This is a genomic window from Streptomyces sp. NPDC101165 (genome assembly GCF_044768135.1).
Classification (GTDB): domain Bacteria; phylum Actinomycetota; class Actinomycetes; order Streptomycetales; family Streptomycetaceae; genus Streptomyces.
This window is the reverse complement of sequence record NZ_JBIWPG010000026.1, coordinates 117,368-144,167: the sequence shown is the minus strand read 5'-3', so window position 1 is coordinate 144,167 and position 26,800 is coordinate 117,368. Positions and strand designations below refer to the sequence as shown.

Annotated in this window: 25 protein-coding genes and 4 pseudogenes; 12 read left to right on the top strand and 17 right to left on the bottom strand. The window is 67.6% G+C overall.

From position 1 onward, the window contains the following. Positions 1–577: 577 nt before the first annotated feature. Positions 578–1,072, top strand: coding sequence for an NUDIX hydrolase (locus ACIRVH_RS40125; protein WP_403964443.1), 495 nt, complete (start codon positions 578–580; stop codon positions 1,070–1,072). Between the two features lie 297 nt (positions 1,073–1,369). On the opposite strand, the gene ACIRVH_RS40120 is transcribed toward ACIRVH_RS40125, so the two are convergent. Then, a complete protein-coding gene (locus ACIRVH_RS40120) occupies positions 1,370–2,665 on the bottom strand; it encodes a DUF4041 domain-containing protein (RefSeq protein ID WP_403964441.1) in 1,296 nt (431 codons plus the stop codon). A gap of 856 nt (positions 2,666–3,521) precedes the next feature. Between ACIRVH_RS40120 and ACIRVH_RS40115 the strand changes: the two genes are divergently transcribed. Continuing rightward, the gene (locus tag ACIRVH_RS40115) at positions 3,522–3,827 is read left to right on the top strand and encodes a hypothetical protein (protein ID WP_403964439.1); all 306 of its coding nucleotides are present in this window, start codon (positions 3,522–3,524) and stop codon (positions 3,825–3,827) included. A 223-nt stretch (positions 3,828–4,050) separates the two neighbouring features. On the opposite strand, the gene ACIRVH_RS40110 is transcribed toward ACIRVH_RS40115, so the two are convergent. Then, positions 4,051–4,473, bottom strand: coding sequence for a MarR family winged helix-turn-helix transcriptional regulator (locus ACIRVH_RS40110; protein WP_403964437.1), 423 nt, complete (start codon positions 4,471–4,473; stop codon positions 4,051–4,053). 163 nt (positions 4,474–4,636) lie between these two features. On the opposite strand from ACIRVH_RS40110, the gene eno reads away from it, so the two are divergent. Next, positions 4,637–5,944 (top strand): phosphopyruvate hydratase, encoded by a 1,308-nt coding sequence (gene eno / locus ACIRVH_RS40105; RefSeq protein ID WP_403964434.1) that lies wholly within the window; start codon positions 4,637–4,639, stop codon positions 5,942–5,944. 154 nt (positions 5,945–6,098) lie between these two features. Here eno and ACIRVH_RS40100 read toward each other — a convergent pair whose 3' ends face one another. From ACIRVH_RS40100 to ACIRVH_RS40070, 7 genes and pseudogenes are all read right to left on the bottom strand, one after another. Next, positions 6,099–7,100 carry an IS630 family transposase gene (locus ACIRVH_RS40100; RefSeq protein WP_403964479.1) on the bottom strand — a complete coding sequence of 334 codons (1,002 nt, stop codon included), beginning with the start codon at positions 7,098–7,100 and terminating at the stop codon, positions 6,099–6,101. Between the two features lie 44 nt (positions 7,101–7,144). Then, a pseudogene (locus tag ACIRVH_RS40095) lies at positions 7,145–7,303 on the bottom strand (IS5/IS1182 family transposase); the annotation flags it as partial. A 39-nt stretch (positions 7,304–7,342) separates the two neighbouring features. Next, the gene (locus tag ACIRVH_RS40090; protein WP_403964432.1) at positions 7,343–7,621 is read right to left on the bottom strand and encodes a hypothetical protein; all 279 of its coding nucleotides are present in this window, start codon (positions 7,619–7,621) and stop codon (positions 7,343–7,345) included. 61 nt (positions 7,622–7,682) lie between these two features. Beyond that, a pseudogene (locus ACIRVH_RS40085) lies at positions 7,683–8,096 on the bottom strand (transposase); the annotation flags it as partial. Between the two features lie 323 nt (positions 8,097–8,419). Further along, entirely contained in the window at positions 8,420–8,836 is a 417-nt protein-coding gene (gene tsaA / locus ACIRVH_RS40080; protein WP_403964430.1) for a tRNA (N6-threonylcarbamoyladenosine(37)-N6)-methyltransferase TrmO, read from the bottom strand. Positions 8,837–9,127: 291 nt separating this feature from the next. Continuing rightward, positions 9,128–9,406 (bottom strand): hypothetical protein, encoded by a 279-nt coding sequence (locus tag ACIRVH_RS40075; protein ID WP_403964428.1) that lies wholly within the window; start codon positions 9,404–9,406, stop codon positions 9,128–9,130. 429 nt (positions 9,407–9,835) lie between these two features. After that, positions 9,836–10,372, bottom strand: a complete 537-nt coding sequence (locus ACIRVH_RS40070; RefSeq protein WP_403964426.1) for a hypothetical protein — start codon at positions 10,370–10,372, stop codon at positions 9,836–9,838. 222 nt (positions 10,373–10,594) lie between these two features. On the opposite strand from ACIRVH_RS40070, the pseudogene ACIRVH_RS40065 reads away from it, so the two are divergent. After that, a pseudogene (locus ACIRVH_RS40065) lies at positions 10,595–10,885 on the top strand (transposase); the annotation flags it as partial. A 5-nt stretch (positions 10,886–10,890) separates the two neighbouring features. Here the strand turns inward: ACIRVH_RS40065 and ACIRVH_RS40060 are convergent. After that, complete coding sequence (locus ACIRVH_RS40060; protein ID WP_403964424.1) at positions 10,891–11,751, bottom strand: haloalkane dehalogenase; 861 nt, start codon at positions 11,749–11,751, stop codon at positions 10,891–10,893. A 172-nt stretch (positions 11,752–11,923) separates the two neighbouring features. Here ACIRVH_RS40060 and ACIRVH_RS40055 point away from each other — a divergent pair, with 172 nt between their 5' ends. Next, entirely contained in the window at positions 11,924–12,163 is a 240-nt protein-coding gene (locus ACIRVH_RS40055; RefSeq protein ID WP_403964422.1) for a hypothetical protein, read from the top strand. 422 nt (positions 12,164–12,585) lie between these two features. Here the strand turns inward: ACIRVH_RS40055 and ACIRVH_RS40050 are convergent, their stop codons facing one another. After that, entirely contained in the window at positions 12,586–13,038 is a 453-nt protein-coding gene (locus ACIRVH_RS40050; RefSeq protein ID WP_403964420.1) for a hypothetical protein, read from the bottom strand. Positions 13,039–13,573: 535 nt separating this feature from the next. Here ACIRVH_RS40050 and ACIRVH_RS40045 point away from each other — a divergent pair. Then, complete coding sequence (locus ACIRVH_RS40045) at positions 13,574–14,509, top strand: DUF5996 family protein (protein ID WP_403964477.1); 936 nt, start codon at positions 13,574–13,576, stop codon at positions 14,507–14,509. 34 nt (positions 14,510–14,543) lie between these two features. Here the strand turns inward: ACIRVH_RS40045 and ACIRVH_RS40040 are convergent, their stop codons facing one another. From ACIRVH_RS40040 to cynR, 3 genes are all read right to left on the bottom strand, one after another. Next, entirely contained in the window at positions 14,544–14,903 is a 360-nt protein-coding gene (locus ACIRVH_RS40040; RefSeq protein WP_403964418.1) for a UBP-type zinc finger domain-containing protein, read from the bottom strand. Positions 14,904–14,933: 30 nt separating this feature from the next. After that, positions 14,934–15,407 carry a VOC family protein gene (locus ACIRVH_RS40035; protein ID WP_403964416.1) on the bottom strand — a complete coding sequence of 158 codons (474 nt, stop codon included), beginning with the start codon at positions 15,405–15,407 and terminating at the stop codon, positions 14,934–14,936. 163 nt (positions 15,408–15,570) lie between these two features. After that, positions 15,571–16,479 carry a transcriptional regulator CynR gene (cynR, locus tag ACIRVH_RS40030; protein WP_403964414.1) on the bottom strand — a complete coding sequence of 303 codons (909 nt, stop codon included), beginning with the start codon at positions 16,477–16,479 and terminating at the stop codon, positions 15,571–15,573. A gap of 125 nt (positions 16,480–16,604) precedes the next feature. Between cynR and ACIRVH_RS40025 the strand changes: the two genes are divergently transcribed. Next, positions 16,605–17,210 carry a carbonic anhydrase gene (locus ACIRVH_RS40025; protein WP_403964412.1) on the top strand — a complete coding sequence of 202 codons (606 nt, stop codon included), beginning with the start codon at positions 16,605–16,607 and terminating at the stop codon, positions 17,208–17,210. Between the two features lie 142 nt (positions 17,211–17,352). Next, positions 17,353–17,823 (top strand): cyanase, encoded by a 471-nt coding sequence (gene cynS / locus ACIRVH_RS40020; protein WP_403964410.1) that lies wholly within the window; start codon positions 17,353–17,355, stop codon positions 17,821–17,823. 103 nt (positions 17,824–17,926) lie between these two features. On the opposite strand, the pseudogene ACIRVH_RS40015 reads toward cynS, so the two are convergent. Beyond that, positions 17,927–19,125, bottom strand: a pseudogene (locus ACIRVH_RS40015) (RNA-guided endonuclease InsQ/TnpB family protein). A 464-nt stretch (positions 19,126–19,589) separates the two neighbouring features. After that, positions 19,590–19,919 (bottom strand): pyridoxamine 5'-phosphate oxidase family protein, encoded by a 330-nt coding sequence (locus ACIRVH_RS40010; RefSeq protein WP_403964408.1) that lies wholly within the window; start codon positions 19,917–19,919, stop codon positions 19,590–19,592. 298 nt (positions 19,920–20,217) lie between these two features. Between ACIRVH_RS40010 and ACIRVH_RS40005 the strand changes: the two genes are divergently transcribed. After that, entirely contained in the window at positions 20,218–21,462 is a 1,245-nt protein-coding gene (locus ACIRVH_RS40005) for an SUKH-4 family immunity protein (RefSeq protein ID WP_403964407.1), read from the top strand. A gap of 425 nt (positions 21,463–21,887) precedes the next feature. On the opposite strand, the gene ACIRVH_RS40000 is transcribed toward ACIRVH_RS40005, so the two are convergent. Further along, positions 21,888–22,259, bottom strand: a complete 372-nt coding sequence (locus tag ACIRVH_RS40000; protein WP_403964405.1) for a hypothetical protein — start codon at positions 22,257–22,259, stop codon at positions 21,888–21,890. A gap of 290 nt (positions 22,260–22,549) precedes the next feature. Here ACIRVH_RS40000 and pyrF point away from each other — a divergent pair, with 290 nt between their 5' ends. The 3 genes from pyrF (at position 22,550) to ACIRVH_RS39985 (ending at position 26,718) form a co-directional block, all read left to right on the top strand. Beyond that, complete coding sequence (pyrF, locus tag ACIRVH_RS39995; RefSeq protein WP_403964403.1) at positions 22,550–23,248, top strand: orotidine-5'-phosphate decarboxylase; 699 nt, start codon at positions 22,550–22,552, stop codon at positions 23,246–23,248. 342 nt (positions 23,249–23,590) lie between these two features. After that, the gene (locus ACIRVH_RS39990; RefSeq protein ID WP_403964401.1) at positions 23,591–26,392 is read left to right on the top strand and encodes a heavy metal translocating P-type ATPase; all 2,802 of its coding nucleotides are present in this window, start codon (positions 23,591–23,593) and stop codon (positions 26,390–26,392) included. Then, positions 26,389–26,718 carry a metal-sensitive transcriptional regulator gene (locus ACIRVH_RS39985; protein WP_403964399.1) on the top strand — a complete coding sequence of 110 codons (330 nt, stop codon included), beginning with the start codon at positions 26,389–26,391 and terminating at the stop codon, positions 26,716–26,718. Before ACIRVH_RS39990 ends, ACIRVH_RS39985 begins: the two co-directional genes overlap by 4 nt. The last annotated feature ends 82 nt before the right edge of the window (positions 26,719–26,800 follow it).

Below are 26,800 nucleotides of genomic sequence, written 5' to 3'. Positions count from 1 at the left end.
CTCGCCACGCTCAGGGCGAGAACGTCTGGACCCGGACCGTCGTCTGCGCCAGCGGGCGTATCCGATGCAGCCGGTTTGGCCGACCACGGCGTCAGTGCGTGCGGTCACCAGCAGCGCAGCCGCTCCGCCTGGACGAGCGGGACCAGCGCCTGCGAGGACCTGCCGGAGTGCCGGAGTGTGGCGTCATCCGCGGCCGTCCCGGCCAGGACGGTCACTCATGTTCAGGCCGAGGAGGCGACTCCCCGCTCGACGAGCCATCGCCGCGCTTCCTGGATGGCTTGCGTCTGAATCGAAAAGTATGACGACCCACGGAGCGGCGTCGGGCCGACAAACCGCAAGCCCGGCCCGATCGGTAAGACACCACAAGCGCTGACAACGCCCGCCTGGAGCCATGACTGACTCCCGAACGCGTCGCCCTTCACCATGGTGGCGGCACGCGAAGCGACTCCCCAAACTGTCAACAAACGGCTCGCGTTCTCGGGTTCTGACCCACCTTCCGTGATCGGTGACGGTGAGCTATTAGGCTTGCCCAGCCTGTTCGATCACACCGCTTGCTGCAGGCAGCTAGCGTGTCCGGATGCCGTCTGTGAACCTGCGTCATTCAGTCCGCGCAAGCATTCTCGACGAGGAGGAGCGAATCCTTCTCTGCCGGTTCGCGATTCCAGAACCAGCAGGAACCGTGGTGTGGGCAACTCCCGGCGGAGGAATCGAGCCGGGCGAGACGTCGTTTGCCGCGCTGAGGCGCGAACTGCAGGAAGAGGTCGGTCTTGCCGTACCCACCGATCCGCCGCACGTCTGGCACCAGGAAGTCGTAGCCGCTGGGCATGCCGAGGGCTACGACGGCGTCATCAACGACTACTTCCTTGTACGCACTGCCGCATTCAAACCGCGCGGCACCCTGTCCGACGACCAGCTCGCCGCGGAGAACATCAGCGGTCTGAAGTGGTGGCACCCGCGCGAAATCGTTTCCTATGCCGGTGCAGACCTGTTCTCCCCGCGCGACCTCGCAACTTTCTTGACAGCATTGATCACCGTTGGCGCTCCATCTGAGCCCATCCAGCTCGGCCCGTGAAACAGACACTCCCCTCATGAGTGACGGGGCGCGGCGGGGGCCCGGCATGGCACGAGTAGGACTCGCTTCCGCAGGAAGGTGAAGCCTGCTCGGCCGAACATCTGACGCTTGAGCATCATGGTCCGGTTCACGTGACCCTCGACGACGCCGGAGTTCCAGGGCAGGGTGAGCCCGGCGATAACGGCGTCGCGGTCTCCGTGGCCGGAACAGCCTCGGGCTCGGGTCCGGAGCACGTCTGACGCGGAGGTCCGATCTGCATCCACAGCCGGTGTCCTGCCGCGGATGCAGAGTGGGAGATCAGCTTGCCTGGCTGGCCCTCCATTCCAAGGCCTGCGGCTCCTCGGCGAACTCGACGAGGTGCTGGCCGGCATGCCTTTGCAGGGCTTCGCGTACCTGGGCCGGGGTGACGCGGAAGAATTCCTTGCGTGCGTTGACGCGGTTGACCCGGTGTTCCGCGAACTCCTGGTGGAGCTGGGACTCCAGGCCAACCGCGTCTTTGCTGAAGATCAGGGCGTGGACGTCGAATCGGAACGGCACGGCGGCACCGCTGAGCTCATAGACACGTTCCAGTGGTTCAAGGCGTCGTGTCATGCCGATCTTGACCATGCGCTCGCCGAAGGCTCCGATGTTGGAGATCACGTACACGTATCCGGCGCGGATGTTGGCAGCACGTGCTTCGACGGAGCTGAGGGCCTGTTCGATTTCCTCCAGCTTCGCTTCCATCTCCGCTACCGCATCGGCGTCCCCGCGCGCCCGGAGCCGCTCCAGTGCGGCCTGGTAGTGACGCTGCTCTTTCTGGAGCTTCTCACGCTCACGGTCCAACTCCCTTTGAGCGGCCGCCTCTTCTCTTTCGCGGGCCCGGATCTCCCGCTGGGCTTCCCTCTCCTCTTCCTTCTTCTGCAGGAAGTCCGCCGTCAGCTGGAGCTCGCGCACGCGGGCGTCGTGGTAGGCGTCGGAGATCCGGATGTTCATGGTCGCGCCGAGCTTGGCGATGGTCTCCCGGCTCTTGTACAGACGGTCGACGAGCGACGTGAGGCGGTGGGGTTTCATGGTCCGTACCGCGTAGTCCGCCTCGGCGTTGTACGCCCTCAGCATGAGCTTGGAGAAGTCCCGGACCATCTTGCGTCCTGCGCGCACCGACCCGTTGACCGTCCAGTCCTGTGCGGCGAGCACCGCTTGGTCGGTGCGGGCGAGATTCTTGATGTCGGCTTGCAAGGAGTCCAGACGCGTGCGGTAGGCGATGGCGTCCTCCAGCTGGTGCCGGTAGGCGTAGATCCCGACCTGCTGGAGCATCACCGTTTCATCGGTGGTCACCACCTGCGCTTGGAGCTCGGCCAGCCGGCTACTGGCCTTATAGGTCTCGTTGCGGATCTTCTCTGCCTCCTTGCGGGCCTGGGCAGCCTCCTTGCCGGCAGTTTTCGCCTCTTCTCTTTGCTGCTTCACCTCGTCGCGGGCCTGCCGGCGGATCTGGTCGGCCTCTGCATCGGCGGCTGCGCGTACAGCCGTTGCTTCCTCACGCGCCTGGTGCAAGGCCTCCTGAACCTGGACGGCGTCCCTGCCCTGCGTGCGGGTTATCCATTCCCTCAGCTGCACGATTTCTTCAGAGTCGTCACGCCGTCGCCTGCTGAACAGACCGCCACGGCGCGCGGGAGGAATGGGTGGCTGCGGGGGTGTCAGGGCATCCCCTGAGGGGGCGGGTGCAGGGGCCGGCTGCAATGGGGGCACAGGGCCGATGACGTGCTGGTCTGTTCCTGCCGCAGTGGGACCGGTGACGTCGACGGCACTAGCCTCACGCGTGGTGTCTGGCACCCACAGCTGCCACCCTTCCGGCAGCGGCGGCCAAGAGGGGTCCGGGCGCCATCCGGGTGGTGGCGTCCACCCGGCGGGCGGAGTCGGCCAACTTGGCGGCGGATTAAACCTGTACAGCAACGCGGCCCCCAACCCAGCCTGTCCCCACAGGCCGACAACGAGTCAACACTCCGAGTCGATCAGGATACGGGCCGTCAAAGCCTCCGTGGAGCATGCGTGGGGTTCAGCCGACTCGCCTCCGCCAAGGGACCGGAGGAGTCCCGGCGGCCCCGCGCGCAACCCATGTCCCCGTCATGCCATCCACCACCATCGCCAGCAAAGCCGGCAGAGCCACCCGCGTCACCCTCACGCACGACGACCTCACCAACCCCTGCACCAACTGATGTCCGATCACACTGGACGCTACATCGCCGAGCGGTCAGTGCCAGCCGGGTGAAAAGTCATACTGCGCTGCCGGAGGTCGAGTTGGTCAACTTGACCTTGTACCTTCGCCGTGTCGACTGCCGCGAGAATGTCAGTCACTGGCCACGGGAATTGTCGGTACAAGGCTCGCAGCGCGGATCCAGCAGGATACATTCGGTAGGGACTAAGCCTCAATCGCCTGCCAATCGACAGGGACACCGTGAACAGCCGGGACCGCATGCCGTACTACCGCTGGCAGCGCCACTTGCCGCGCCTCATACAGGACCGGAGCGCGGGCCTGATGATGGCCGGGGCGGCGGTCGTCGCCCTCTCGTTTGGCGTCGTCGGCGCTGTCGCTGATCTGTCCAGCCCGTCATCAGATCCATGCCAGCGGGCCCGCGACATCGCCGATGACGCCCGCCCCACTGACGGAAATGTGGACTCCGGCATTGAGCGCGAGCAGGCCATCAAACCGGCAGGTGACTGGCTCGACGCTGCAACCGAATGCCAGCAGCGCGGCGGCGACCCGGGTCCCGGGTTCTAGGCACCAACACCCGGCAGCCTCCGCCTTGCAGTGCAGTCCCAGATGCAAAGCCAATCACCTCCGGAGGGGCGGTGAACCCGCTCTCTCGGTGCCGGCCCGCACCGCAAGCTACGGGCGCTCCCTGTCCGCGTGATCCCGTCCCCACCAACAGCGATGGTTGTGCGGCAGGCGAGGGCGCGCGGGTTGGTCTCGGAGGTGAGACCAAGGGCGGTCCTTCTCCGAACTAGTGTGTGGCGAGCCGGTCCAGCAGGGCGGCGCTCCGCGCCAGCAACGCCCGCTCCTCATCGGTGAGTTCGGCCTCGATGGCCTGCGCGAGCCAGCCGACCCTGCGGCCGCGCTCCGCTTCGAGCGCGGCCCGCCCCGCGTCCGACAGCTCGACCAGCGACTTCCGGCCGTCCGTGGGGTGCGCCCGGCGCGTGATCAGGTTCTGTTCCATGAGCAGTCCCACCGCCCGGGCCATCGACTGGGGGCGTACGCGCTGATCGGCGGCGAGGTCGCTGGTGGTCATGGCGCCGTCGCGGTCGAGCGCGCCGAGCACGGCGACCTGACCGAGCGGGATGCGGTCCTCGTGTGTGACGCGTCGGGTGAGCTTGCCCATCGCGGTGCGTAGTTCAGCGGCGATGGCGGCGGCTTCCGAGGTGGGCATAGGGCACTTTACCCCGTTGGTCAGCAAAGCTGTGCACCTGGTCTACACAGCAATGCTGTTCAGCAAAACTGAGCAGCATTGCTGTATGGTTCGGCGTTGTCGGGCTCAGCGCCAGCGTCGTCGCAGCCGGGGCCACGACACACGACAACGGGAAGGACCTCCCATGTCCGCGCAGACAGTCGGAACCGTCGACGCCGCTATCGAGACCGTCACTGCCCGCCGGATCATCGACAGCCGGGGCAACCCCACAGTCGAGGTCGACGTCGTCCTGGCCGACGGGTCCCTGGGGCGCGCCGCTGTCCCCTCCGGTGCCTCCACCGGTGCCCGGGAGGCCGTGGAACTGCGGGACGGAGACTCCGCGCGCTGGCACGGCAAGGGCGTCGACCGCGCGGTGGCCCACGTCAACGGGGAGATCGCGGCGTCCGTGCGTGGCCGGGACGCGGCGGACCAGGCGGGTCTCGACGCCGCGCTCATCGCCGTCGACGGCACCGCCACGAAGTCTCGGCTGGGTGCCAACGCGATCCTGGGCGTCTCCCTCGCCGTCGCCAAGGCTGCCGCGGCAGCCCACCGTCAGCCCCTGTATCGCTACCTCGGCGGCGCCGACGCCCACCTCCTGCCGCTGCCGATGATGAATATCATCAACGGCGGCGCCCACGCCGACAATCCGCTTGATTTCCAGGAGTTCATGATCGCTCCCGTGGGTGCGGACACCTTCGCCGAAGCCGTCCGCATGGGCAGCGAGGTCTTCCACACCCTGCGCCGCGATCTGCTGGCCGCCGGGCACTCCACGGGCGTCGGCGACGAGGGTGGCTTCGCACCCGCGCTGCGTACTGCCGAGGAGGCGCTCGACTTCGTGATGACCGCCATCGAGCGCACTGGCTACCGCCCCGGCACGGACATCGGCCTGGTCATGGACCCAGCGTCGTCGGAGTTCTTCCGCGATGGGATGTACGACTATGCGGGCGAGGGGGTGCGCCGCACCCCCTCCGAGCACGCCGACTACCTGGCCAAGCTCATCGACGCCTACCCGGTCGTCTCCATCGAGGACCCGATGTCGGAGAACGACCTGGACGGCTGGCGCGAGCTGACCGCCCGTGTCGGCGACCGTTGTCAGCTCACCGGCGACGACGTGTTCTGCACCAACGAGACGCTGCTGCGCGAGGGCATCCGCACCGGCGTCGGCAACTCGGTCCTGGTCAAGGTCAATCAGATCGGGACTCTGACCGAGGCGCTGGCCGCGGTGGCCACGGCCCACCAGGCGGGCTGGACGGCTGTCATGTCGCACCGCTCGGGCGAGACGGAGGACACCACGATCGCGGATCTGGCGGTGGCGACAGGCTGCGGTCAGATCAAGACCGGCTCGCTCTCCCGCTCCGACCGCACGGCGAAATACAACCAACTGATCAGGATCGAAGAGGAGTTGGGCGACTCTGCGCACTTCGTGGGCCGCTCCGCACTGCGTCGGGCGTGAACAGCAGGCAGATGTAGAGAACACGCGGGCCCCAGGTCGAATCGGGGGCCCGCTCGTGTGTCGGGGAGACGAACCCTCCTGGGTTGTTCACCCCGTGTGACCTGCGCCCACCCGGACCGGTCGGCAAGGCCGCTCGCATGGAGCCAGCTATTGATCAGAAACTTATGGGATTCTCGTCCAGGACGTAGCTGACGTGCGGGCCGCCGAAGTAGCCACGGACGATGTGGGGCTGACGCTGGCGTCTGCGGAAGAAGCGGCGGGTCTCGGCGGCGAGTTCGGCCTGATCGCGGGCCCGGTGCTGTTTGGGCAGGCTGTGCTTGACGTCCGCGTTGACCAGCTCGTCGGGATTCAGCTCGGGTGAGTACGGCGGCAGGAAGTGCAGCTCGACATCGTCGGGATGGGCGGCGAGCCAGTCGCGGACCTTCTTGGAACGGTGGGCGGAGTGCCCGTCGACCACGAGATGGACCTTGTGGTCGAAGTGGCCGGCGAGCCGGTCCAGGAAGCGGCACATCACCTCGGCGGTGAAGCTCTCGGTGAAGACCATGAAGTGCATCCGGCCCCTGGTGCTGATCGCCGACATGGCGTTCACCGAGAACCGGTTCCCGCTCCGCCGCACCACGGGTGTCCTGCCCTTCTCACCCCAGGTGCGACCGGTGACCTGGTCCGAGCGGATCCCGACCTGGTCGGCGAACAGGACCTCGCCGCCGTCCCTCTTCGCCTTCGCCCGGATAGCCGGCCAGGTCTCCTCGTGCCAGCGGCGCACAGCCTGCGGGTCCTGCTCCACGGCCCGCTTGTCCGGACGCTGGAAGAACAGCCCCCAGCGCCTGAGGTACTTGCCCACTCCTGGTTCGGTCAGCCGCACCCGGTACAGTTTCGCGATGAGGTCGCCAACCAGCCGCCGCGTCCACAACTGCCCGCTCAAGCCCACGTCACCGGGCCGGTGATCGAGGACAGCCTGCCGCACCGCGGCCTGCTCGGCCTCCCCGAGCACCTGGTGCACCCCCACCGGCTTGCCCCGCGGCTGCATGACCAGCGCCTTCCGCCCGCCGGCCTGCCACTTCGTCCACCACCCGTCAACGGCCTTCAGCGACACCCCGAAGAACGCCGCCACGTCCTCACGGTCCCGCCCCGCCACCAACGCAGCCACCGCCCGCAACATAAATGATCTTTGACATGCTCGATGACCTGCTCGCTTCTCCATCACCCGGTGAGCGTGAGGTTGTGCAGGCGGGCGATGCCGAGCATGGCGTAGTGGACGCCGTCGCCTTCGAGCCGACCGTCGCGGAGGATCTTCCAGCTCTTCATGGGTGCGAAGGCGTGCTCGATGCGTGCGCGGACCTTGCGGTGGGAGTCGCAATGACCGAGCCAAGGGGCCTGCCTGGTCCGCCGCCGGTGATGTCAGGTGTCGGTGTCAGCTGCCTGCTCGAGCAGGTCCAGGGCGTGGTTGTGGAACCGGCGTTCGGCGTCGCGGCATGGGGCGTTGAAGAAGGCTCGCTGAGCTTCGGCAAGGTCGCAGTTCAAGAGGCCCATGGTCACGAACACGGCTTCCACGCCGTGGCACCCGTTGTCCTTGAGGAACTGCTGGAGTGCATCCGTGTCGCCGGTTGCCTCCCACACGGGCCGGGCGGTTGCCCGCATGGCAGCGATGCGTGCTGATCGTTCTGCGTCGAAGCCCACTGGACCCGCCTTCCTGGTTGGGCCACACGCTATCGCCAGGCAGGTGGGGTGTGATGCCCCGTTAAACCGATCCGACAACTGGTGGACGGAAGGTGAACGGCATTCCGTCGCGGAGCAGGGTTCGTAAGACATCGACGCGTCGGTGGGCGAGGGAGATGACGGCTTAGACGTGCTTGCAGCCCTCACCTCGCTTCTTCAGGTGGTAGTCGCGGTTGGGGCCTTCGCGGATGATGCTGGTCTGGGCGGACAGATAGCACCCTCGGCGAAGGCGTCGGCTGTAGCGCTGGGGTCGGTGCAGGTTGCCGGTGCGGCGCCCGTAGTCCCGAGGAACGGGCACGAGGCCGGCGGCGGAGGCGAGGTGGCCTGCGTCGGCATCGGAGCCTAGATCACCGGCCGCGACGATGACCTCGGCGCCCAGAGTGGGACCCATTCCCGGCAAGGATTCGATGGTGTGCGCTTGGGAGTGATGGAGGAAGCCACCCTTTGCTCACCCACGGGCTGCTGCACTGCCGGCGCACCGGCGAGGCGGTCCCGCCGACGCGCAACACCAGCAAGCGCGCCCCGATCCCCGGGGCGTCCGCGCCGCCCATGCCGCCGGCCTCTCTCCCTCACCCCAGCCAAGGGACATGGGCGAAAGCGGCCGCAACGGGGATGCCAGTACCCCGACCACGCCAAAACCGCGTAGTGACCTGCACCGACACGGGAGCGGATCTCAAGGTCGCGCAACAGACGTCGCGCCCTATAACCGCAGCACATGACGCAACAGCTGCCGCAACACATGTCACAACCCGGCACGTCTTACCGTTCCCCGACCGGACCCAGAACTGGTTTAACATCCACCACCGGCGTCCCGTCCAACGCCTCAAGACCACTGACCCGCAACCGAAGACCATCCCGGGCCAGAACCACAACCTGGTGCAGCCCCAGCGGATTCGGCCGATCCGGCGACCGGGTCGCGAACACTCCCGTCACGGGCCGGGAGACATCCCCACGCGGGCGCACCGTCAAGACGTCGCGCGCCGCACGGTCCAGCCAGGTCAGCACCAGCAGCCGAGCCCCCACCCCAATGCCCTCCAGTCCATCGACGACTGCCGGAACGAACACGAGATCCGCCTCCGGCGCGTCCTCGTCGCCCTGCCGGGGCGCGTCCTCCAGACGCCGCAACGGAGACTCCACCCGACCGATCGACACAATGGTGAACGACTGCTCCTGCACCACAGGCTCCTCCCAACTGCCACACCCCCCACCCGGTACCGGACAGCATGAGGCATTACTCGAACAGATGTCGGTGGGCTCGGCTCCATGCCAACTTGTGTCCGAGATCTTGCAGGTAACCTTCGGCCGCCCAGGTTGCCTGGGGTTCGTGCCCGGCATCCGCCAGTCGGCGTACTCGTTCGGCGTTCTCCTGCTGCTCGCGGATGACGGCGTCGACGATGCCGGCGGTGGAGGGGAGGCCGTAGGCACGCGTGCCCTACGATCGCGGGCCTCCGATGGCCGGGAGATGGTCTACACCAGCCCGGTCAATCGGAAAGCCGGTCCCCTTCGCTCCGGCTGCCACCCATGATCGAGCGCGGCGCGAACTCCCGCCCCGACGATGGAGGGAACAACGGGAAAGGCCGATGTCGCCGCCATCAACACCGCGCCCTTCTGATCGGCCTGCTCAACCACGAAGTCGAACCGCCCCGACGCGCACCCTGTGCAGCAACCGGCCCCGCCGGACACACGCCACCGGTACGCCACGCCATCGACCGTGATCAGGCGGGTGCCCTTCTTCCGCAGAGCCAACTCTCCTCCTCGACTCGGACGCAACGTCAGGCGCGAGCGCCGGCGCCTTCGAATTGAATCCGACAGCCCCGCTCAGCTTCCACCCGACGATCGGCCCGATCATATGTCTGCCACCAGGGGTGATGCCCTCGTTTTTGGCGCCCCGCGAACGCCTAGCCCCGGGCGCGCCGTCGAAGCCGGGTAGGTCGACACCTGCTACAGATCCAGTACCGCCCGGACCTGGTCGACGGCTGCCTCGCATGCACCGGCCCGATCATGGACGACTGACCGACATCACGCATTCAAGTTCAGTAGCCGCTACCCACGCCGCGCCAACGGCTGCCGTACGACAGCTTGTCTTTTAACCTCGCTACGGCCGTTCCGTTACGGGCAGGCTGCCACCATCAAGATCACGCCGAAACACGCTCGCGTTGCCTGAATCACATCTGGTCACGGGCCTGTGTTTCTTTCGAAGTCGCCCAGGTTGATCAGGCTCACACGGCTGTCCCAGGCGTCCCACCTCACCTGCTTCTGCGCGCCCCAGTAGTAGTTGTTGTAGCCCATGAGGTCGCCATATGCCTCGTCTGCATGTGCCCGGTCGGGTCTGCCGAACGTAGCCAGGAAGTCCTCGTACGAGGTCAGGTGGGCGAAGTGGGACAGATGCCGGCCGTAGATCGCGAAGCCGACGACCGTCCCGGCGCGAACCTTGTAGGTGAGCTTGTCGGCGCAGTACAAGAATCCGCCTGACTGGGCAATGTGGTCGATGACTTCGTCGAGGGTCAGGCGCCGCCCGTCGCGGTCGTAGTACTCGCTGTCGATGTCGGTCCCCCCGCGATACCGGGCGACCACGGAGGACTGGGCCTCGGTAATGCTCCGGCGTGGCACGCTTGCGGCTGGTGTCCCCAGGGCTATTCCGCCCATCTCGACAGTCGCGAGGTCGAGGCGTGGCCTGGACAGCATGTCGAGGTTGTCGAGGATCTCGATCATCGTCGGAGTCTCACTAAGCGCCTCTGCAGTCGAATGTCGCCTCGTACGTGCTCACTCGTCCGGGGATCTGCCGGGCAGGCGGACAGCCCTCGCATGATCATACGTTCCGCCACAGAACCACGCTCATACGAAGGCCGCGAACGTGAGTTCGCTGCATCACGATGCCCGGCGCGGGACGCATTCGACTTCACGTCACGCTTCCGGGACGACTTCTATACGTGTCTGACCCGGCGTGGCGACACGCTGTTCGAGCTCACGGACGCGATGTTGAGCGAGAACGGGCCGGTGACTTCGCCGGTCGACCTGACGCTGCTGGTCGAACACCGGTGTGAGCAGGGCAAGTTGTACGACGCGCTGAACTGCGGCCGTATCAACGTGGACGGGCTGCGCCGCGCGCTGGCGGTGCTGCCGCAGCCCAAGGCCGCAGACAGCCGGCTCGTCCTCGCGGTCGACGTGAGCCACTGGCTGCGCCCCGATGCGCCGTGCAGCGCGGATCGCTTGACGTTCGTCCATCAAAGTCACGGGAACCGCTTCGCGATCGCCTCCACGATCGCGTCAGGTGCGTGTTCCTGAATGAAGTGCCGCGCGCGTGGCAGCTCGACTACGTCGAGATCGGTAAAGGTGTCACGAATTCGCGGGATACAAGCGTTCGGACGGAACACCATGTCCCGCATTCCCCACACCAGCAGGGTCGGCTTGTCGCCGAGCAGGACGGGCACGTCTCGGGCGAGTTGGTCCAGCAGGGGGCGCGCGGCGCGAATTTCCTTGGGCATCACGGTGAGTCCGCGTCGGGCTTCAGCGGTGGGCTGCACCGTGCGATAGTGGTCGGCCTCGGCCGCGGTGAGCTTTGACCCCAGCTCTGCGAGCAGGACGCGCTCGACGAGGAAATTCTGTTCGAGTATCCGCCGCTGCATCGGGCGGCTGCTCATCATCATGCTGAACGCCCGATTGGCCATCGCTTCGATCGGCCAGAACAAGGTGTTGCCCAACACGATGCCCTTCACTCGATCCGCGCGGGCGGTGACTGCACCCAGACCGATGGGCCCGCCCCAGTCCTGTCCCATCAGAACGAAGCCGTCGAGCTGCAGGTGATCGATCAGCTCACCGAGGACCGCGGTGTGCTCGGCGATCGTGTAACCGAAACCCGCAGGACGTTCGGACAATCCGAAACCCAGGTAGTCGACGGCGATACACCGGTACCGGTCGCGCAGGTCCTTCACGATCTGACGGTATAGGAAGCTCCAGGTCGGAGCGCCATGACAGAACAGGAGCGGCGGCCCGGCCCCCTCGTCGATGTAGTGAACCCGGCCCACGGACGAGTCGAACCAGCGCGACTCGAAAGGGTACAGACTCCTGTCGGGAACGAAGTCGATCAGCATTGGTCCCCCCTCCGATGCCAGACTACATGCGTAGTTCCCGAGCGCGCGTGGTCTCCACGGAGATGACCGTCTCCGGAGCGGCGGCGAACTGCACAGGAGGCAACTCCCAGCTCTGAAAGATCGCTTAGTACGGTGACCGGCATGGTTCGCCGGATCGGAGGGGAGGAGCGCGGTGTTCGTTGAGATCGTCTTCACCGGTCTGCCGATCGATCGCGATGAAGTCGAGGACGCGTTGGAAGCCGTGCTGGGCCCCGACGACGACATCACTGGAGCGGGCATCGGTATGGGACGCTGCCACCTCGACGTGGAGATCGAGGCGAGTCTGGACCCTGGCCTCGCATTGGATCGGCTCCGTGCCGCGCTCGCCGAACTCGGCGTCGAGGCATGCGCAACGTTCAATGTCAGCGACTGATCAGGCTGCCGCTCGGCCTCCCCAGCGGATGCGGCGGCTGGCCGGCGGCTCCCCCGCGATCCACATCGCACCGTTCAACGGCTCCCCGGCCGTCATCGCAGTGATCGACGACCGGGTCGTGGGCGCCGTGGCGTTCGAAGTCAGCGACGGCAAGGTCACGTCCTTGCGCGGCGTCGCTGCCGCGGACCGGCTCGCACGCCTCAATGAGGCCTGGCGGCAGCACGAGCCCGACGCGCCGGTCATCAACACATGGTCACCATGGCCACCGGAATCCAGTGACCAGAGTCGGAGCGAGGACGGCACTCCTTCGGTCTCCCAAATCAGACTCGTCCATGCAGTTCGGATCCTCGATGGCCAACTATCGGTCGACAGCGGCTTCCCAATGGAGAAGTCAAGCTGTGTCGGGGGACGGAAATACGCAATCAGTCGAACCAGACCACGAGTCGCACGTGTTCTGGTCCATGCAGCTCGGCAAGCGTCCGCATCACGTCCCAGACCGGCGCCCAGTGGGTCCCCGACCCGGCGACCGTACTGCGGCTGCGCGTGCCGGTCCCATCGGTCTCGTCCCAGTTGGCAGCTGCCAGCTCGACCCAGTTGATCCACGTTGTTCCGTGTGCGTCCTGTGGCCCGCCCCACGCGTTGAAACGGGCCCGCAGCCGCTCCGAGGCGTCGTCCGGCAGGCCACGGTCTTCGGCCAGCGGCTGGAACCCGAAGGAGTTGCGAACACCGAAGAGGCAGGCGAGTGCGTCATAGGCGTTGCCGGTGTTGAGGAGGAAGAGGTCGATGGCGGCGTGCCAAACCGCATCCTCGTCGTCCTCGCCCCAGATTCGGGCCAGAGGTCTGCACTCGATCATCCCGCTCACGTCGGTGGACATGTCTGCAGTCTGCCGAGTACGGACAAGGCTCGTCGCCTCGATTTCGATGCAGAATCTAGCGACGGCTACGTCCTTCTCATCTCCTCGACAGCGCACCGGTCCAGTCCGGCTGCTCCCACGGGAACAACCATCAGTTCAAACTGGCGCCCGTCCAGTACTCCAGCCGTAGATCGTGATCTTCATGTCCGATGAGCCGAAGCGCGTTAGTTGTCACCAAGGCAGGCCGATGGTCACATGCGGCCTCGACGATTCCTCAGGGGCGCCCCTGCCCCGGGCGAAGGTCATCGAGGGCCCGGTCGAGCCGCTGTCGTGCCTCGTCTGTTCTGAGGCACGTCCACGAGGAAATCGGGTCGGCGTCGGAAGGTGCCTCGCCCTCCTCGTGCTGATGCCGGTCATGCAGCGCCGCAGCCCGACCCCCTTCCGGAGCGAGGTGCTGCACGCGACCAGGCAGGCTCTGGTGGCCGAGGACCGAACCGCTCCCTCCGCCCCCGGCGCGGGTGCCGGACGCCGCCCACAGGGTCATCATGGGAGCGTGATGGAGCTGTTCCCCCCGATGCCACTGACAGAGTGGCGGGACACCAAGGAGACACTGCACCGCTTCGCACAGATCGTCGGCAAGATCCGCCTGGCGGCGAGCGCCCGACGCAACCACTGGTGGAACGTCCCGTTCTATGTCACGGGACGCGGCATCACCACGCGCCCGATGGGTCAGGTCGACGGGAATCCGATCTTCACGATCGACTTCGACTTCGTCGACCACCGGCTCGTCGTCTCGACGCTGGACGGCGGCGAGCGGTCCCTCCCGCTTCCGGGCCAGTCCGTCGCGTCCTTCCACGACACGACCCTGGACGCTCTGACGGCGTTGGGCGTCCGGGTGGACATCGCCATTCCCCGGCCCTTCGACCTGCCCGACGCCGACCGGCCGTTCGCCCAGGACACCGAGCACGCGACCTACGATCCCGTGGCCGCCAACCGCTACTGGCGGGTCCTGAGCCAGGTGGCGTCCGTGCTGGAGGAGTTCGCGGCGGGCTACTCCGGAAAGAGCAGCCCGGTGCACCACTTCTGGCACACCTTCGACATCGCCCACAGCCGGTTCTCCGGGCGACAGATCGACCAGCCCAGGCAGGTCGATCCCGTTACCCGGGAGGCGTACTCCCGGGAAGTGATCAGCTTCGGCTTCTGGTTCGGCGACGACACCTTCACCGAGCCCGCCTTCTACTCGTACACCGCCCCCGAGCCCGCCGGCCTGGCCGGGGAGCCGCTCAGCCCCGCATCCGCACGGTGGTTCACGCGCGGCGACAGCCACCTGGCCGTGCTGCGCTACGACGCGGCCCGCGTCGAGACCGATCCCCGAGCCGCCGTCCTCACCTTCTACGAAAGCGCCTACCGGGCCGGGGCCGGACGCGCCGGATGGGACATCGCGGCGCTCGCGTGCCCCGGAGGCATCACGGACCCGGTCCGGCAGATCTGACTCCCGGACCGGAAAGTCCAACGATCGAGCGCAGTCAGTGGAGCTGCCTCTCCCCATCGCGGGGGACCTTGTCCCGGGGGCCCTGAGTGGGCTGCGAGGCCGGGTACACGGTGGGCGGGGCCAGCTCCGGCCCCTCGTAGTACTGGTCGGTCTCGCTATTCCAGAACCAGCTCTCTCCCGGTTCGAAGCTGGTCAGGAAGGAGTGTCCCGCCTCGCGCGCGTGCTTCGTTCCGTGCTGCGAGGGTGATGCATCGCAGCAACCAATGTGCTCGCACGCCGCGCAGCGCCGCAGGTAGAACCACCACCCCGGTCCGTCGCCGGCCATGCACTGCACGCAGCCCGCTCCGATGGGAGTGGCGGTCGGTTCAAGGCCTGGGGTCTGGTCGTGCGGCATCAGGGATGCCTACCTGATGAGGTGCCGTCGTCAGGTTTCGGTGCTGGTACGCGCCAGAATGCCTTTGAGCAGCCCCGTGGCCTGGCCCACCTCGATGAGGTAGCCGTCCGGATCGCGCATGTAGCAGCGCAACTCGGCGCGGCGGTCGATGGGCGGGGTCAGGAACTCGGCCCCTTTGGCGCTCGCCGTGGCGTAGAAGTCGTGGATGTCCGCCACCCGTACGTTCAGAAAGCTGGAGACGGTGTTGAGGTCCTGCGGTGTGCGCAGGACGACATCGGGTTTGTCGTCGGTGGGCCCGCCGCCTGGATTCATGATGATCCAGCTGTTGGCGACCCTGACGATGCAGGGGTTCTCATCCAGCACCACCCTGCCGCCCAGTACGTCGGCGTAGAACGCCCGCGAGCGAGGGACATCACTGACCGTGAGGAAGTGCGTGAGCACCAGGCCCTCGGCCGGTGCAGGAAGGTCGTCGGCTGTGGCGCCGACAGACGTGACGTCGGACATATGTCGAGCGTATGGCGCGCCCGGCCGTGCGGCATTCTCGGCCAGTGCGCCTCTTCACCTGGGACCGGGCCCCGAATGTCCCGAAGGCGGCGGCCGAGGTGCCGACGGAGCCATGCGTCAGCGCCGTGGATACGCGAGCGAGCCACGAGGACCGGCGAGCACGTCAGGAAGGCCGGGTGTATCCACGGGTCCGGACGAGGCTGTGGGTGAGTTGGGTGAAGGCTCTGCCGGCGGCGCTGCAGTAGGCGCCTTCGCGCCGCAGGAGGGCCACGGTGCGGGTGGGCAGGGGCGGGTCGAGTGGGATGGGGGTGAGGTGGGGGTGGTCGTGGGTGATGGCGTCGGGAAGAACTGTGGCCAACGTGGTGCGCTGGACGATTTCAGTGAGGGCCTGGACGGAGTTGGCTTCGACCGCGATACGGGGGGCGACCCGATGGTCGGCGAGGTAGGCGTCGATGTGGCCGCGAGTGGCGAAGTCACCGCTGAGCAGGGCGAGTTGCCTTTCCTGCAAGGCCCGGACGCCTAGGGGTTCAGGCGGTGTCCGGTTGTGCTGGGTGGCGGTGACGAGGCTGAGGGTTTCGGTGAACAGCGGTGTCGCGGTGATGCCGGGCGGATGGGGACCGGTGAAGGCGATGCCGAGGTCGAGGTCGTCGGCGAGCAGGGCCGCTTCGATCCGGTCCTGGGTCGTTTCCGTCATGGTCAGATCGATGCGGGGGTGGCGCGTGTGGAGCTCGGTGATGAGCGGGCCGACGAGATAGGCGGTGAAGGTGGGGGTGACGCCCAGGCGCAGGTGACCGCGGGAGAGGTCCTGGACGTCGTGGATGGCGCGTTCGGCGGCGGCCAGGTCGCGCAGTGCGCGCTGGGCGTGGTCGATGTAGACGGCGCCCGCGTCCGTGAGTCGTACCGCACGGCCGGTGCGATCCAGTAGCTGCACATCGAGGGCACGTTCGAGCTGTTTGATCTGCTGGGACAGCGTGGGCTGGGAAATGTGCAGCTCTTCGGCGGCGCGGGTGAAGTTGCCGTGCTCGGCCACGGCGAGCAGGTAGCGCAGGTGACGCAATTCCAGAGTTGCCATAAAAGCAACTATAGATGAGACCAATAGCAGTTATGGATATCAGCTCTTGGACTCTATAGCCAAAGGTCATACATGGTAGATGTCGCCAGCCCACGGGGCCGGCAGCCACCGAAGGGAGTGACCCCATGCCCAACCTCGCCGACGGCGTCGCGCGTTTCCAACAGGACGTCTTCCCGGCCAAGGCGGACCTCTTCGCCCACCTGGCCGCACATCACACGCCGCACACGCTGTTCATCGGCTGCTCGGACGCCCGTGTCGTACCGGAGCTGATCACCCAGGGCGAGCCGGGCGAGCTGTTCGTCATCCGCACCGCCGGCAACCTCGTCCCCGCCTACAGCCCCGGCGCCAACGGAGTCACGGCGAGCATCGAGTACGCCGTCGCCGTGCTCGGCGTGAGCGACATCGTCGTCTGCGGGCACTCCGCCTGCGGCGCGATGACAGCCCTGGCCGAGGGCCACGACCTCAGCGGCGCACCCGTGGTCGCCGACTGGCTGCGACACGCGGACGCCGCCATGGCCCGCACTGCCGACATGGCGGCAGGCCCACAGAAGACAGCGGCCCTGGTGCGCCAGAACGTCTATGCCCAACTGACAAACCTGGCCACCCACCCCTCTGTCGCCCGGGCGCTCGCGGAGGACAGGGTGACGCTCCACGGCTGGGTCTTCGACATCGCCACCGGGCGCATCGAACGACTCGACGCCGTCGGCACGGGTGCAGCCCTCGCGTCCTGACGAGGGCCCGGCCCGCACCTCCCCTCCCCCGAGCCGCTGACACGGTCCCGTGTGCAGCCTGGCGCCCGGGACCACCACTCCCAACAACCTGCCGGTACGCCTTCCCGCGCGGACCGGCACCCCCAGAAAAGGATCTCTTCTCATGGTGCACGCCCAGTTCGATCCCACCGCCCGCCAGGCACTCGCCGCCGCCGCGGTTGAGGCCAAGACCCGCAAGAACCTCTCCTGGCAGCAGATCGCCGACGTCTCCGGGCTGTCCGTAGCCTTCACCACCGCCGCCGTCCTGGGCCAGCACGCCCTGCCCGAAGCGTCCGCGAAGGCCGTCACCGAGCTGCTGGACCTGGACCAGGACGCGACAATGCTGCTCCAGACGATCCCCACCCGCGGTTCGATCCCCGGCGGCATCCCCACCGACCCGACCATCTACCGCTTCTACGAGATGCTCCAGGTCTACGGCACCACCCTGAAGGCACTGGTCCACGAGCAGTTCGGGGACGGCATCATCTCCGCGATCAACTTCAAGCTCGACGTGAAGAAGGTCGCCGACCCCGAAGGCGGCGAGCGCGCCGTCATCACCCTGGACGGCAAGTACCTGCCGACCAAGCCCTTCTGAACCATGAGGCATCACATCTGACAACGGGGCGGGCCACACCGGCTCGCCCCCTGCTCCACGAGGACACTTCCGTGACTCCTCCCCCTCATGAGGGGGTTTCTCGCTATGCCGGTTGGGCGTTGCGACGGGCCAGCCCGGCCCGTAGAACGTTCAGGGCTCCCACCGTGTCCGCGTGCGCGTTGTGGCCGCATGCGACGCAGTGGAACTTTGCCTGGGTGGGCCGGTTCTCCTTGGCGGTGTGCCCGCACCGGGGGCACCGCCGGGAGGTGTTGCGGGGGTTAACAGCCATCACTTCCCGTCCGGCCCATGCTGCCTTGGCGGTGAGTATCTGGAGGAACACCCCCCATCCGGCATCAGCGATCGAACGGTTGAGCCCGCCCTTGACGCCACCCCGTTGGGCAGGAAACCGCCCGGCTTTCCGGGATCCGGCCTCGGCGCGGGAGCCTTACTCATGTTGCGGATCTTGAGGTCCTCGTGCGCGATGACATCGTGCTCACGCACCAGCTCGAGCGCGGTCTTATGGGCGTGATCCAGGCGCCGGCGGCGGACCTTGCGATGCAGCCGGGCCACCCTCTCCACAGCTTTACGGCGGCGCTTGCTGCCGCGCCTGCACCGGCTGAGCGCCTGCTGGGAGGACTCCAGCTTCGCGGCGGCCTTGGCCCCGTGACGCGGGTTGGGTATGAAGTCGCCGTCGGAGGTGGCGAGGAAGTTGGCTATGCCCATGTCGATGCCGACCACCGCGCCGGTCACCGCAAGCGGCTCGGGTGGGGTCTGCTCGGCGGTCAGGATGACATACCAGCGCCTGCCCTCGCGCTTGACCGAGACCGTCTTGACCTTGCCGACCACGGACCGGTGACGGTGCACCTTGACGTGTCCAACGCCTTGGAGGCGCACCCGGGTGACGGGATCATGCGGGGTGGCATCCCAGCGACACTCGCCACCGTCCTTGGGGAAATCCACGGTGTCGAACCGCCTGCCCGACCTAAAACGCGGATACCCCGGCTTCTCACCAGCCTTCACACGTCGGAAAAACGCGGCGAACGCCTTGTCCAGACGGCGCAAAGTAGCCTGCTGAGAAGAGAACGACCAGCGGCCCTGACACTCCGCATCGAAGGCACGAATGTCCTTGAGCTGGACGGACTGCTGCCCGTACCGGACCGTCGTCCTCAAGGCGTGCCGGTAGGCGTCGCGGCGTTCCTGCAACGCCCCGTTATAGAGCAAACAGTGATCACGCAGCATCTCGGCCAGCGCGCCCTGCTGACCCACGGTGGGCCTCATGAGGAACTTGTACGCACGAATCACCCAGCCCCCCTTCAGCCACTGTGTGATCAACATAGAGCAAGCCACTGACAACCCAGCGAACCCCGGCGCCACGCGCCTCCGGGTCGAGGATGCGCTTACCTCCCCGGCCAAAGCCAGGGACACCCACACAAGATCAACGGATGGGGCTGGGTGATCTGACGGATGTGGAGTGGGAGCGACTTGAGCCATTCCTGCCGGTCAGTCACGGGCGTTGTGGCAACTGCTTACCACGCTTGCCGGTGGCCTGATCCCGAGTAATTGTCAAGAGTTTCAGATTGAGTGACGTGTGATCAGGAAGCGGCATCTTCCGTGCGGCTCCACGACAACGTCCTGACGCTCCTTCACATCTCGGCCCCGTGATCAACTTTTCGCCACCGGTATGTCCGCGGTCATCCATGCAACGGGCTCTCACTGCATTCCCATCGATCTGACGCTCCTGCCGGTTGGTGCGCCTGGCAGGAGCGTCAGATCGCCCAACGGCCGTCGCACATCAGCGGGCGGTCGCGCAGTTCGCTCTCCTCGCACCAGGCTTGGATGCGGCGCGGGGTGATGCGGTACCTGCGGCATGGCGTGGTCAGCGTGCGCGGATCGAAGCCGGAGCGTGCGGCGAGCCGGTCGCCCTGCTCCTGCGGCTGCTCGTCGATCGCGAGGACCTCTACCTCGCCATCGATCACGGACATGTCTTGGGTGTGGTCAAGAACCAGCCGGGTGGTCCAGGTGTCGGTCACGTTCCTGCCGCTCGGGCAGTCGGTCTCGGTGGCCAATTCGCCATCCCAGTCGAAAGACAGCGCCACCAGGTGCGGCGTGCCGTCCGCCGAGGCGCTGACGTCGACGTCGTGGGTGAGCCGGAGCTCGGCGTCGCGGCGACGCTGGGTGCGGGGGTGCGGTTCGGTCTTCAGCGGTCCTGAACGATCCCGAGGGCCCCGCTGCTCCTTGGTGGGCTCCCGGGCGGCGCTAGACAGCCGCGTTCGGATCAGGGCGCGGGTCTTGGGCGCCAGAACGCCGCGTCGCTCTACCGCTCCCCATCGGCCCGGCCCGGCTCGCCCCGTTCCTAGGGACAATGCTGTCAGTGGCGGCTGGCAGCATGTCCGTATGACTCGCGACGATCTTGACACGCTGTTCGCCTCCCCCGCGGCTCTGCTCGCCGCCGGCCCCGAGGGCGTTCGGGACCTGCCCGCCGCGGGTGGTGGAGTGGGCCGCGAGGCCTACGCCCAGGCGGTCACGATCCTCGACGGAGCTGAGGTGCCGCGGGCGGAGTTCGCCTCGTGGCTGCACTTCGGCGCGAAGGTCCTGGGCCGTGACGCCTACGCCGACCTGGTCGCCGAAGCCGAGCCGGGCATGCCGTGGCGAACCGTCTGGGCCTGGTGGCGGCCGGTCGGTGCCTACCGGGCCAAGCCGAACTTGAGCGGGGACGCCAACGTCGAGGTCCACGAGGCGCCGGACGGCCGTCTCCTGCTGAAGCTGTGGTCGCAGTGGACCCAGGAGCACTGGCTCGATCCGGCCACCGGCAAACGCATCTCGGCCCCCGCCGACGGCGAGTTCGCCGAGCGGCCCTACGACGCTCCCGTCGAGGGGCCGGTCCTCTTCGACGCGGACCACGACGAAGGCCTCCACCAGCCCGACACCTGGGAGGAGCCCGCGCCCCTCGGAGGCGGCCGCGTCATGTTCTTCGAGCCGCGCGGCGTCGTGGTCCTGGAGCGCAACGGCGCGGCGGCCGACGGGCCGACGGGCTCCGAGGCCGTCTCTTGGGGTGCGGGCGAGCCGTGGTTCACAGGGCCGACGGCAGCCGAAGCTCCCCTGGACGCCGCCCGCCTTGAGGAGGCGTTCGATACGGACGGGAGGGTACTGCTGACCCAGGATCAACTGCCCGCCGCGCTGACGCACGCGCCCACACGACAGCTGGCCGTCACTGCGGGGCTGCCGACGTGGTTCGCCGCAGGAGTCGCCTCGTTCACCCTGGCCTGGAACGACGGGAAGGCACACGGGCTGGAGCCCGACGAGAACGGCCTGCTGCACCTGGGCACCTTCGAGCTGGCGTACGCCGACACCGGCCGGGTGCTCGTCCACCCCGAGACGGGCGCGGTGTCGATGGTTCGCAACGGCCAGGGGCCGTTCCCCTTCGCCCGGGACACCGAGACCTTCGTGCGGCTGCTGGAGACCGTGTACCGGTTCATGGGCGCCTGCTGGAACCCGTACCCGGGCGAGTACGGCAAGCGGGACTTCCTGAGCGAAGTTGCTGCCCTTGAACCGCTCTCGGTGAACGAGGACGCGCCCGCGCAGGACGTCTGGGGGCACCTGTTCGCAGCCATCGTCGAACTCAGCCCGTGGGGGTTCTGACACCAGACGACCCGGCACCGGATGGACGGGCGGCGACGCCGGGCCCCAGCGCAGGGTGGACCAGGTGACCAGCGGCCGTCCCGCGTCCATCGCCGGGAGGTGGTCCTTCTACGTTCCCAGGTGAAAGCCTGTCGAGCTGATTCGATCTCCAATGGCCGAACTCAGCCGCGTCTCCCTTTGTTTGACCAACTGGCAGAATGATCGTTCTTTGTTGCCTGCTCCTGCCAGTGGCCGAGGCGGCTGCGGGTCATGAGGGTCTCGGGGTGGTCCTCTCCCAGCACCCGTATCCGGTCAGCGAGCAGGTCGGCGAGGGGTTCGGCAGCCCCAGCCGTGTCCCCTGCCTCCCCCTTGTACAAGGTGAGGTTGCCATCACCTGAGCCCGCGCCGAGCAACAGTCGATCAGCCGAACCTTGACGGACCAGCATTCACAGAACGCTCCCAAGGGACCCGAAGACTCGCACCACCCACTGATCCATCCGGGCTGCGAAGTCCCGTGCTGAGGCGATGTCCGAGGCTGGCAGAGAGACGAAATCGGCGCGGCCGTCGAAGAAGTCCACGTCAGCCCAGCCACCGCGAAACAGAACGACCGACAGCTCAGCCTCCGCCGCACCGGCGATGAGCACCCTGAGTGAGTCGGGGTCGTTCACCCGAGCTCTGTCGGTCTCCAGAGGCTGGGGCCACTCCGCCTCCCAATCCCTCCAGGTCATCTCTCCGACTTCAAGGCCGGCCGATCTCCAGTGCGCGACTCGGCCCACCAGCAGCGCAGCCGCTTCGTCGAGATCAACAACTCTGTCCATGAGGGGATCATCCCTCGTCGTCGAAGCCCAGCAGCCCGGGACATGCAGCCGACACTTCGTGCGGCACGGGAAGCCGCTGTTCCTACCCTCGCCAACAATTCCAGGGCCACACGAGCGGGGTGGTTCCACAGATCCGCCAACAACCGTTCCTGCTTGTGATCTACGCAGCCGCAGCCTCTAACCTGCGGAGGGTCGATCGCCGGGAAGCAGGGCGACGCTCGATGGAGTGCGTCGGCCGGCAAGAGGAGGCCCCTGAGCGGCGTTTCGCGTGAGGAGATCACAATGGCGGCATGGAGCCAACCAGTCAGATCATCCTCGCCTTGGACTGCGACAACCGCGCGGCCGCTCAGGACATCGTCGATCAGCTGGGCGACGAGTGTCGCTACTACAAAGTCGGACTGGAGCTCCTGACAGCGGCTGGGCCTGAGTTCATCAAGGACCTCGTCGCCCGGGGCAAGGAAGTGTTCCTGGACCTCAAGCTCTTCGAGATACCGAACTCCGTTGCCGGTGCCGTGCGTGCGGCGGGAGCCCTCGGCGTCTGCATGGTGACCGTGCACAGCATGGGAGGCACGGGCATCATGGCTGCCGCTGTTGATGCGGCTCGCGACTTCCCGGAGCTTCGCGTCCTCGCTCTGACCGTCGTCACCAGCATGACCGACTCCGATCTCGCCGACATCGGTGTCGGTGTTTCCACTGAGAGCCAGGTCCTCCGGTTGGCCGGCTTGGCCAAGCAAGCTGGATGCCACGGCGTGATCGCCTCGCCACAGGAAGTCTCGGCCTTGCGGGGACTGCTGGGTGACGATGCTCTGATCGTCACCCCTGGGGTTGCGCTGCCCGGCGATTCCCCTGGTGAGCACGCCCGTCCCGGAACACCACGGGCTGCCATTGCCGCGGGCGCCTCACATGTCGTCGTAGGACGGACCGTCACACGCGCCATGGACCCGGCATCCGCACTCCGCCTTGTCCACGGCAACCTGCAGCCGGAGTAGCGGAGCTCGCTTGGGACCGGTTGAGGGCGCGGAAGAGCAGCACGGCGAATGTGATGGCCAGCGCCCAGAAAAGGATCATGCCGGACGACATCGCGGACCCGCCTCAGCCGCTGACGTCGTGGTCGTACCAGAACATCATCGCCACTCACCTGTTTCGGCCCTGTGACGTGGCCGGATACGGAGGGGCAGCCAGCGGCCCTCGCCTTCATCTGCAGCGTCCCGCTGCCCGTCGTGGTGGTCCGGGGCCGGATGGTCCCAGGCCGGTGGGCCATTGCGCCCCTGCCAGGTGGGGGTAGCCGGGCGCAGGCTGGAAAGCGAACGGACAAGGGAGGCGAGCAGCCCATGGGTGCCCTCGAAGTCGTCGTCGTCCTGGCCTCGGCCGTGCTGATCGCCGGGCTCGGCTGGTACTTCTTCGGACCACGCCGCGCCGGTGCCGCCCGGCTGGAAGGCGGGGTGCAGCGGGTGGAGGTGACGGTGCGGGGCGGCTACAGCCCCGACCTGGTCAAGGTCCGCCAAGGCATCCCGGTCGAGCTGGTCTTCGACCGGCAGGAGGCCGGCGAGTGCACCTCCCGTGTGGTCTTTCCCGACCTGAAGGTCGGGGCGGGCCTGCCCGCCCACACTCGCACCACCGTGCGGCTCAACCCCGACCGTCCGGGCTCGTTCGGCTTCGACTGCGGCATGAACATGATCCACGGAACGCTGCTGGTCGAACCTGTGGAAGGCTCCGCACCGCCCGCCCCGGACGGCCACGGCGGCACGGCCGCGCCTCCTCGTGCGGCCGGCGGACCGCCGGCGGGTGAGGAACGGACGGCGGCCGAGTCGGAGGCCGCGGACGTCGCCGAGCGGCAGGCGGAGATCAAGGATCTCACCCGTAGAGTCCTGGTGGGTGCGGTGCTCACCGCCCCCGTGCTGTTCGCGGTGATGGCACACGAACTGTTCGGCGCCAACTGGGTGCCCTCCTGGATGCTGAATCACTGGCTGCAGCTGGCGCTGATCACGCCGGTGATGTTCTACACCGGGTGGCCGATCCATGTGACGGGTTGGCTGACCCTGCGCCACCGCGCCGCCGACATGAACTCACTGATCACCCTCGGCACCAGTGCCGCCTACGGCTACAGCCTCCTGGTCACCCTTGCCCCCGGCCTGCTGCCCGAGGACGTGCGGGAGGTCTACTTCGAGGCCGTCGGCGTGATCTTGACCCTGATACTGCTCGGACGGCTGCTGGAGGCCCGGGCGAAGGCCGGCACCGGCGAGGCCATCCGTGCCCTGCTGGGCCTGCAGGCCCGCACGGCCCGCGTCGTCCGGGACGGAACCGAGAGGGAGATCCCCGTCGAGGACGTCGTGGTCGGAGACGAACTCGTCATCCGGCCCGGCGAGAAGATCCCCGTCGACGCCGAGGTGCTCTCCGGCTCCTCCGCGGTCGACGAGTCGATGGTCACCGGCGAGCCGATGCCGGTCACGAAGCACACCGGGGACACGGTCATCGGCGCCACCGTCAACGGCACCGGATCCCTGCGGGTGCGGGCGGCCAAGGTCGGCGCGGACACGATGCTCGCCCAGATCATCCGCCTCGTGCAGCAGGCACAGGCGTCCAAGGCCCCCATCCAGCGGCTCGCCGACGCCGTATCGGCGTACTTCGTCCCCGCGGTCATCGCTGTCGCGATCGGCACCTTCGCCATCTGGTTCACCCTGGGCCCATCCCCGGCGCTGACCCTGGCGCTGGTCTCGGCGGTCGCGGTGCTGATCATCGCCTGCCCGTGCGCGCTGGGCCTCGCCACGCCGCTGTCGGTGATGGTGGGCACCGGCAAGGGGGCCCAGGCCGGCATCCTGATCCGCTCCGCCGAAGCCCTGGAGACCGCGCACAAGCTGGACACCGTCGTACTGGACAAGACCGGCACGGTCACCGCGGGCAAGCCCGTCCTGACAGACGTCCACCCCGTCGGCGGATTCGACGAGACGCAACTGCTGCGGCTGGTCGCGGGGGCCGAGGCCGACAGTGAGCACCCGCTCGCGCAGGCCATAGTCACCGGCGTCCGCGACCGCGGCCTTCACCCGCCCACAGCGACCGGCTTCGACTCCGTCACCGGCAAGGGCGTCCAGGCCACCGCCGACGGACACGCCGTCCTGGTCGGCACCGCCCGGCTGCTGGACGACGTCGGCATCGACACCACCGCCCTGACCCCCGTCGCGGCCGCCTTCGCCGCCGAGGGCAAGACCCCCGTCCTCGCCGCGGTGGACGGACGGCCCGCAGGCGTGCTCGCCGTCGCCGACACCGTCAAGGACGACTCCGCCGCCGCCATCGCCGCCCTCCAGCACCTCGGCGTCGACGTCGTCATGCTCACCGGCGACAACACCCGCACCGCCGCCGCGATCGCCGCCCAGGTCGGCATCGGCCGGGTGCTGGCCGAGGTGCTGCCCGAGCACAAGGCCGACGAGATCCGCCGCCTGCAGGGCGAGGGCCGCACCGTCGGCATGGTCGGCGACGGCATCAACGACGCCCCCGCCCTGGCCGCCGCCGACGTCGGCCTGGCCATCGGCACCGGCACCGACGTCGCCATCGAGGCCGCCGACATCACCCTGATCTCCGGCTCGCTCGGCGGGGTCGTCACCGCGATCCGGCTGTCGCGGGCCACCATGCGCAACATCCGGCAGAACCTGTTCTTCGCCCTCGTCTACAACGCCGTCGGCATCCCACTCGCCGCAGGCGCCCTGTATCCACTGTGGGGCATCCGCCTCAGCCCGATCATCGCCGCCGCAGCCATGGCACTCAGCTCCCTGTCGGTCGTCACCAACGCCTCCCGGCTGCGCCGCTGGCACACCCCGCCGCTGCCCGACACCCGGCCCGCCCGCGTCCAGCCCCATGTCGAGTCCGCCGCCGACCGAGACCCGACCAGCAGCACACCAACCACGGCAGGCCAGCGGCAGCACCACCCCGCCTCCCAGGACAACAGCAACACCCTGGTCGCGGACCCTGTGTGTGGCATGCACATGGACAAGGCGACCGCCCCCGAACACCGGCAGACCGCGCACAGCACCTACTACTTCTGCTCCGCCCACTGCGCCGCCACCTTCGCCGCCGCCCCCGACCGCTACACCGCCCGCACCACCACCGGCGGCACGTGCGAGGGAGGCGAACATCGATGACCACCGCTGCCACCCCGCGCGACGCTCACGAGCAGCACACCCGGGCGCCTGGTCACGCCGGCCACAAGGCCGACCGCCTGGCCCGCCTGACCAAGATCGAATGCCAGATGGGCGGCATCTCCCGCATGGTCATTGACGACCGCGCCTGCATCGACGTCCTCACCCAGATCACCGCCGACGGCCGTGCCCTACAGGAAGTCGCCCTCGGCCTCCCCGACGACCACGTACGCGCCCGTGTCACCAACGCCGCCCGCACCGATCCCACCCAGACCGAGGAGAAATTCTCAGAACTCACCGGCACCTTGCCCCGCGCACTGCGTCTGTAGCCACCACCGCGGTGCGTCTGTCACCCTCTCCGCTCCCATCGCACTATTACCCCTCCGGGGTATATTGGCGGCGATCACCTGT

Excerpts from the sequence above, each read along its gene's own strand:
- ACIRVH_RS40035 (WP_403964416.1), bottom strand. The coding sequence starts at position 15,407 with ATGTCCGACGTCACGTCTGTCGGCGCCACAGCCGACGACCTTCCTGCA.
- ACIRVH_RS40040 (WP_403964418.1), bottom strand. The coding sequence starts at position 14,903 with ATGCCGCACGACCAGACCCCAGGCCTTGAACCGACCGCCACTCCCATC.
- ACIRVH_RS40045 (WP_403964477.1), top strand. The coding sequence starts at position 13,574 with ATGGAGCTGTTCCCCCCGATGCCACTGACAGAGTGGCGGGACACCAAG.
- ACIRVH_RS39990 (WP_403964401.1), top strand. The coding sequence starts at position 23,591 with ATGGGTGCCCTCGAAGTCGTCGTCGTCCTGGCCTCGGCCGTGCTGATC.
- ACIRVH_RS40000 (WP_403964405.1), bottom strand. The coding sequence starts at position 22,259 with ATGGACAGAGTTGTTGATCTCGACGAAGCGGCTGCGCTGCTGGTGGGC.
- ACIRVH_RS40050 (WP_403964420.1), bottom strand. The coding sequence starts at position 13,038 with ATGTCCACCGACGTGAGCGGGATGATCGAGTGCAGACCTCTGGCCCGA.
- pyrF (WP_403964403.1), top strand. The coding sequence starts at position 22,550 with ATGGAGCCAACCAGTCAGATCATCCTCGCCTTGGACTGCGACAACCGC.
- ACIRVH_RS40060 (WP_403964424.1), bottom strand. The coding sequence starts at position 11,751 with ATGCTGATCGACTTCGTTCCCGACAGGAGTCTGTACCCTTTCGAGTCG.
- eno (WP_403964434.1), top strand. The coding sequence starts at position 4,637 with ATGTCCGCGCAGACAGTCGGAACCGTCGACGCCGCTATCGAGACCGTC.
- ACIRVH_RS39985 (WP_403964399.1), top strand. The coding sequence starts at position 26,389 with ATGACCACCGCTGCCACCCCGCGCGACGCTCACGAGCAGCACACCCGG.
- ACIRVH_RS40025 (WP_403964412.1), top strand. The coding sequence starts at position 16,605 with ATGCCCAACCTCGCCGACGGCGTCGCGCGTTTCCAACAGGACGTCTTC.
- ACIRVH_RS40070 (WP_403964426.1), bottom strand. The coding sequence starts at position 10,372 with ATGATCGAGATCCTCGACAACCTCGACATGCTGTCCAGGCCACGCCTC.
- ACIRVH_RS40115 (WP_403964439.1), top strand. The coding sequence starts at position 3,522 with ATGCCGTACTACCGCTGGCAGCGCCACTTGCCGCGCCTCATACAGGAC.
- cynR (WP_403964414.1), bottom strand. The coding sequence starts at position 16,479 with ATGGCAACTCTGGAATTGCGTCACCTGCGCTACCTGCTCGCCGTGGCC.
- ACIRVH_RS40005 (WP_403964407.1), top strand. The coding sequence starts at position 20,218 with ATGACTCGCGACGATCTTGACACGCTGTTCGCCTCCCCCGCGGCTCTG.
- ACIRVH_RS40110 (WP_403964437.1), bottom strand. The coding sequence starts at position 4,473 with ATGCCCACCTCGGAAGCCGCCGCCATCGCCGCTGAACTACGCACCGCG.
- cynS (WP_403964410.1), top strand. The coding sequence starts at position 17,353 with ATGGTGCACGCCCAGTTCGATCCCACCGCCCGCCAGGCACTCGCCGCC.
- ACIRVH_RS40125 (WP_403964443.1), top strand. The coding sequence starts at position 578 with ATGCCGTCTGTGAACCTGCGTCATTCAGTCCGCGCAAGCATTCTCGAC.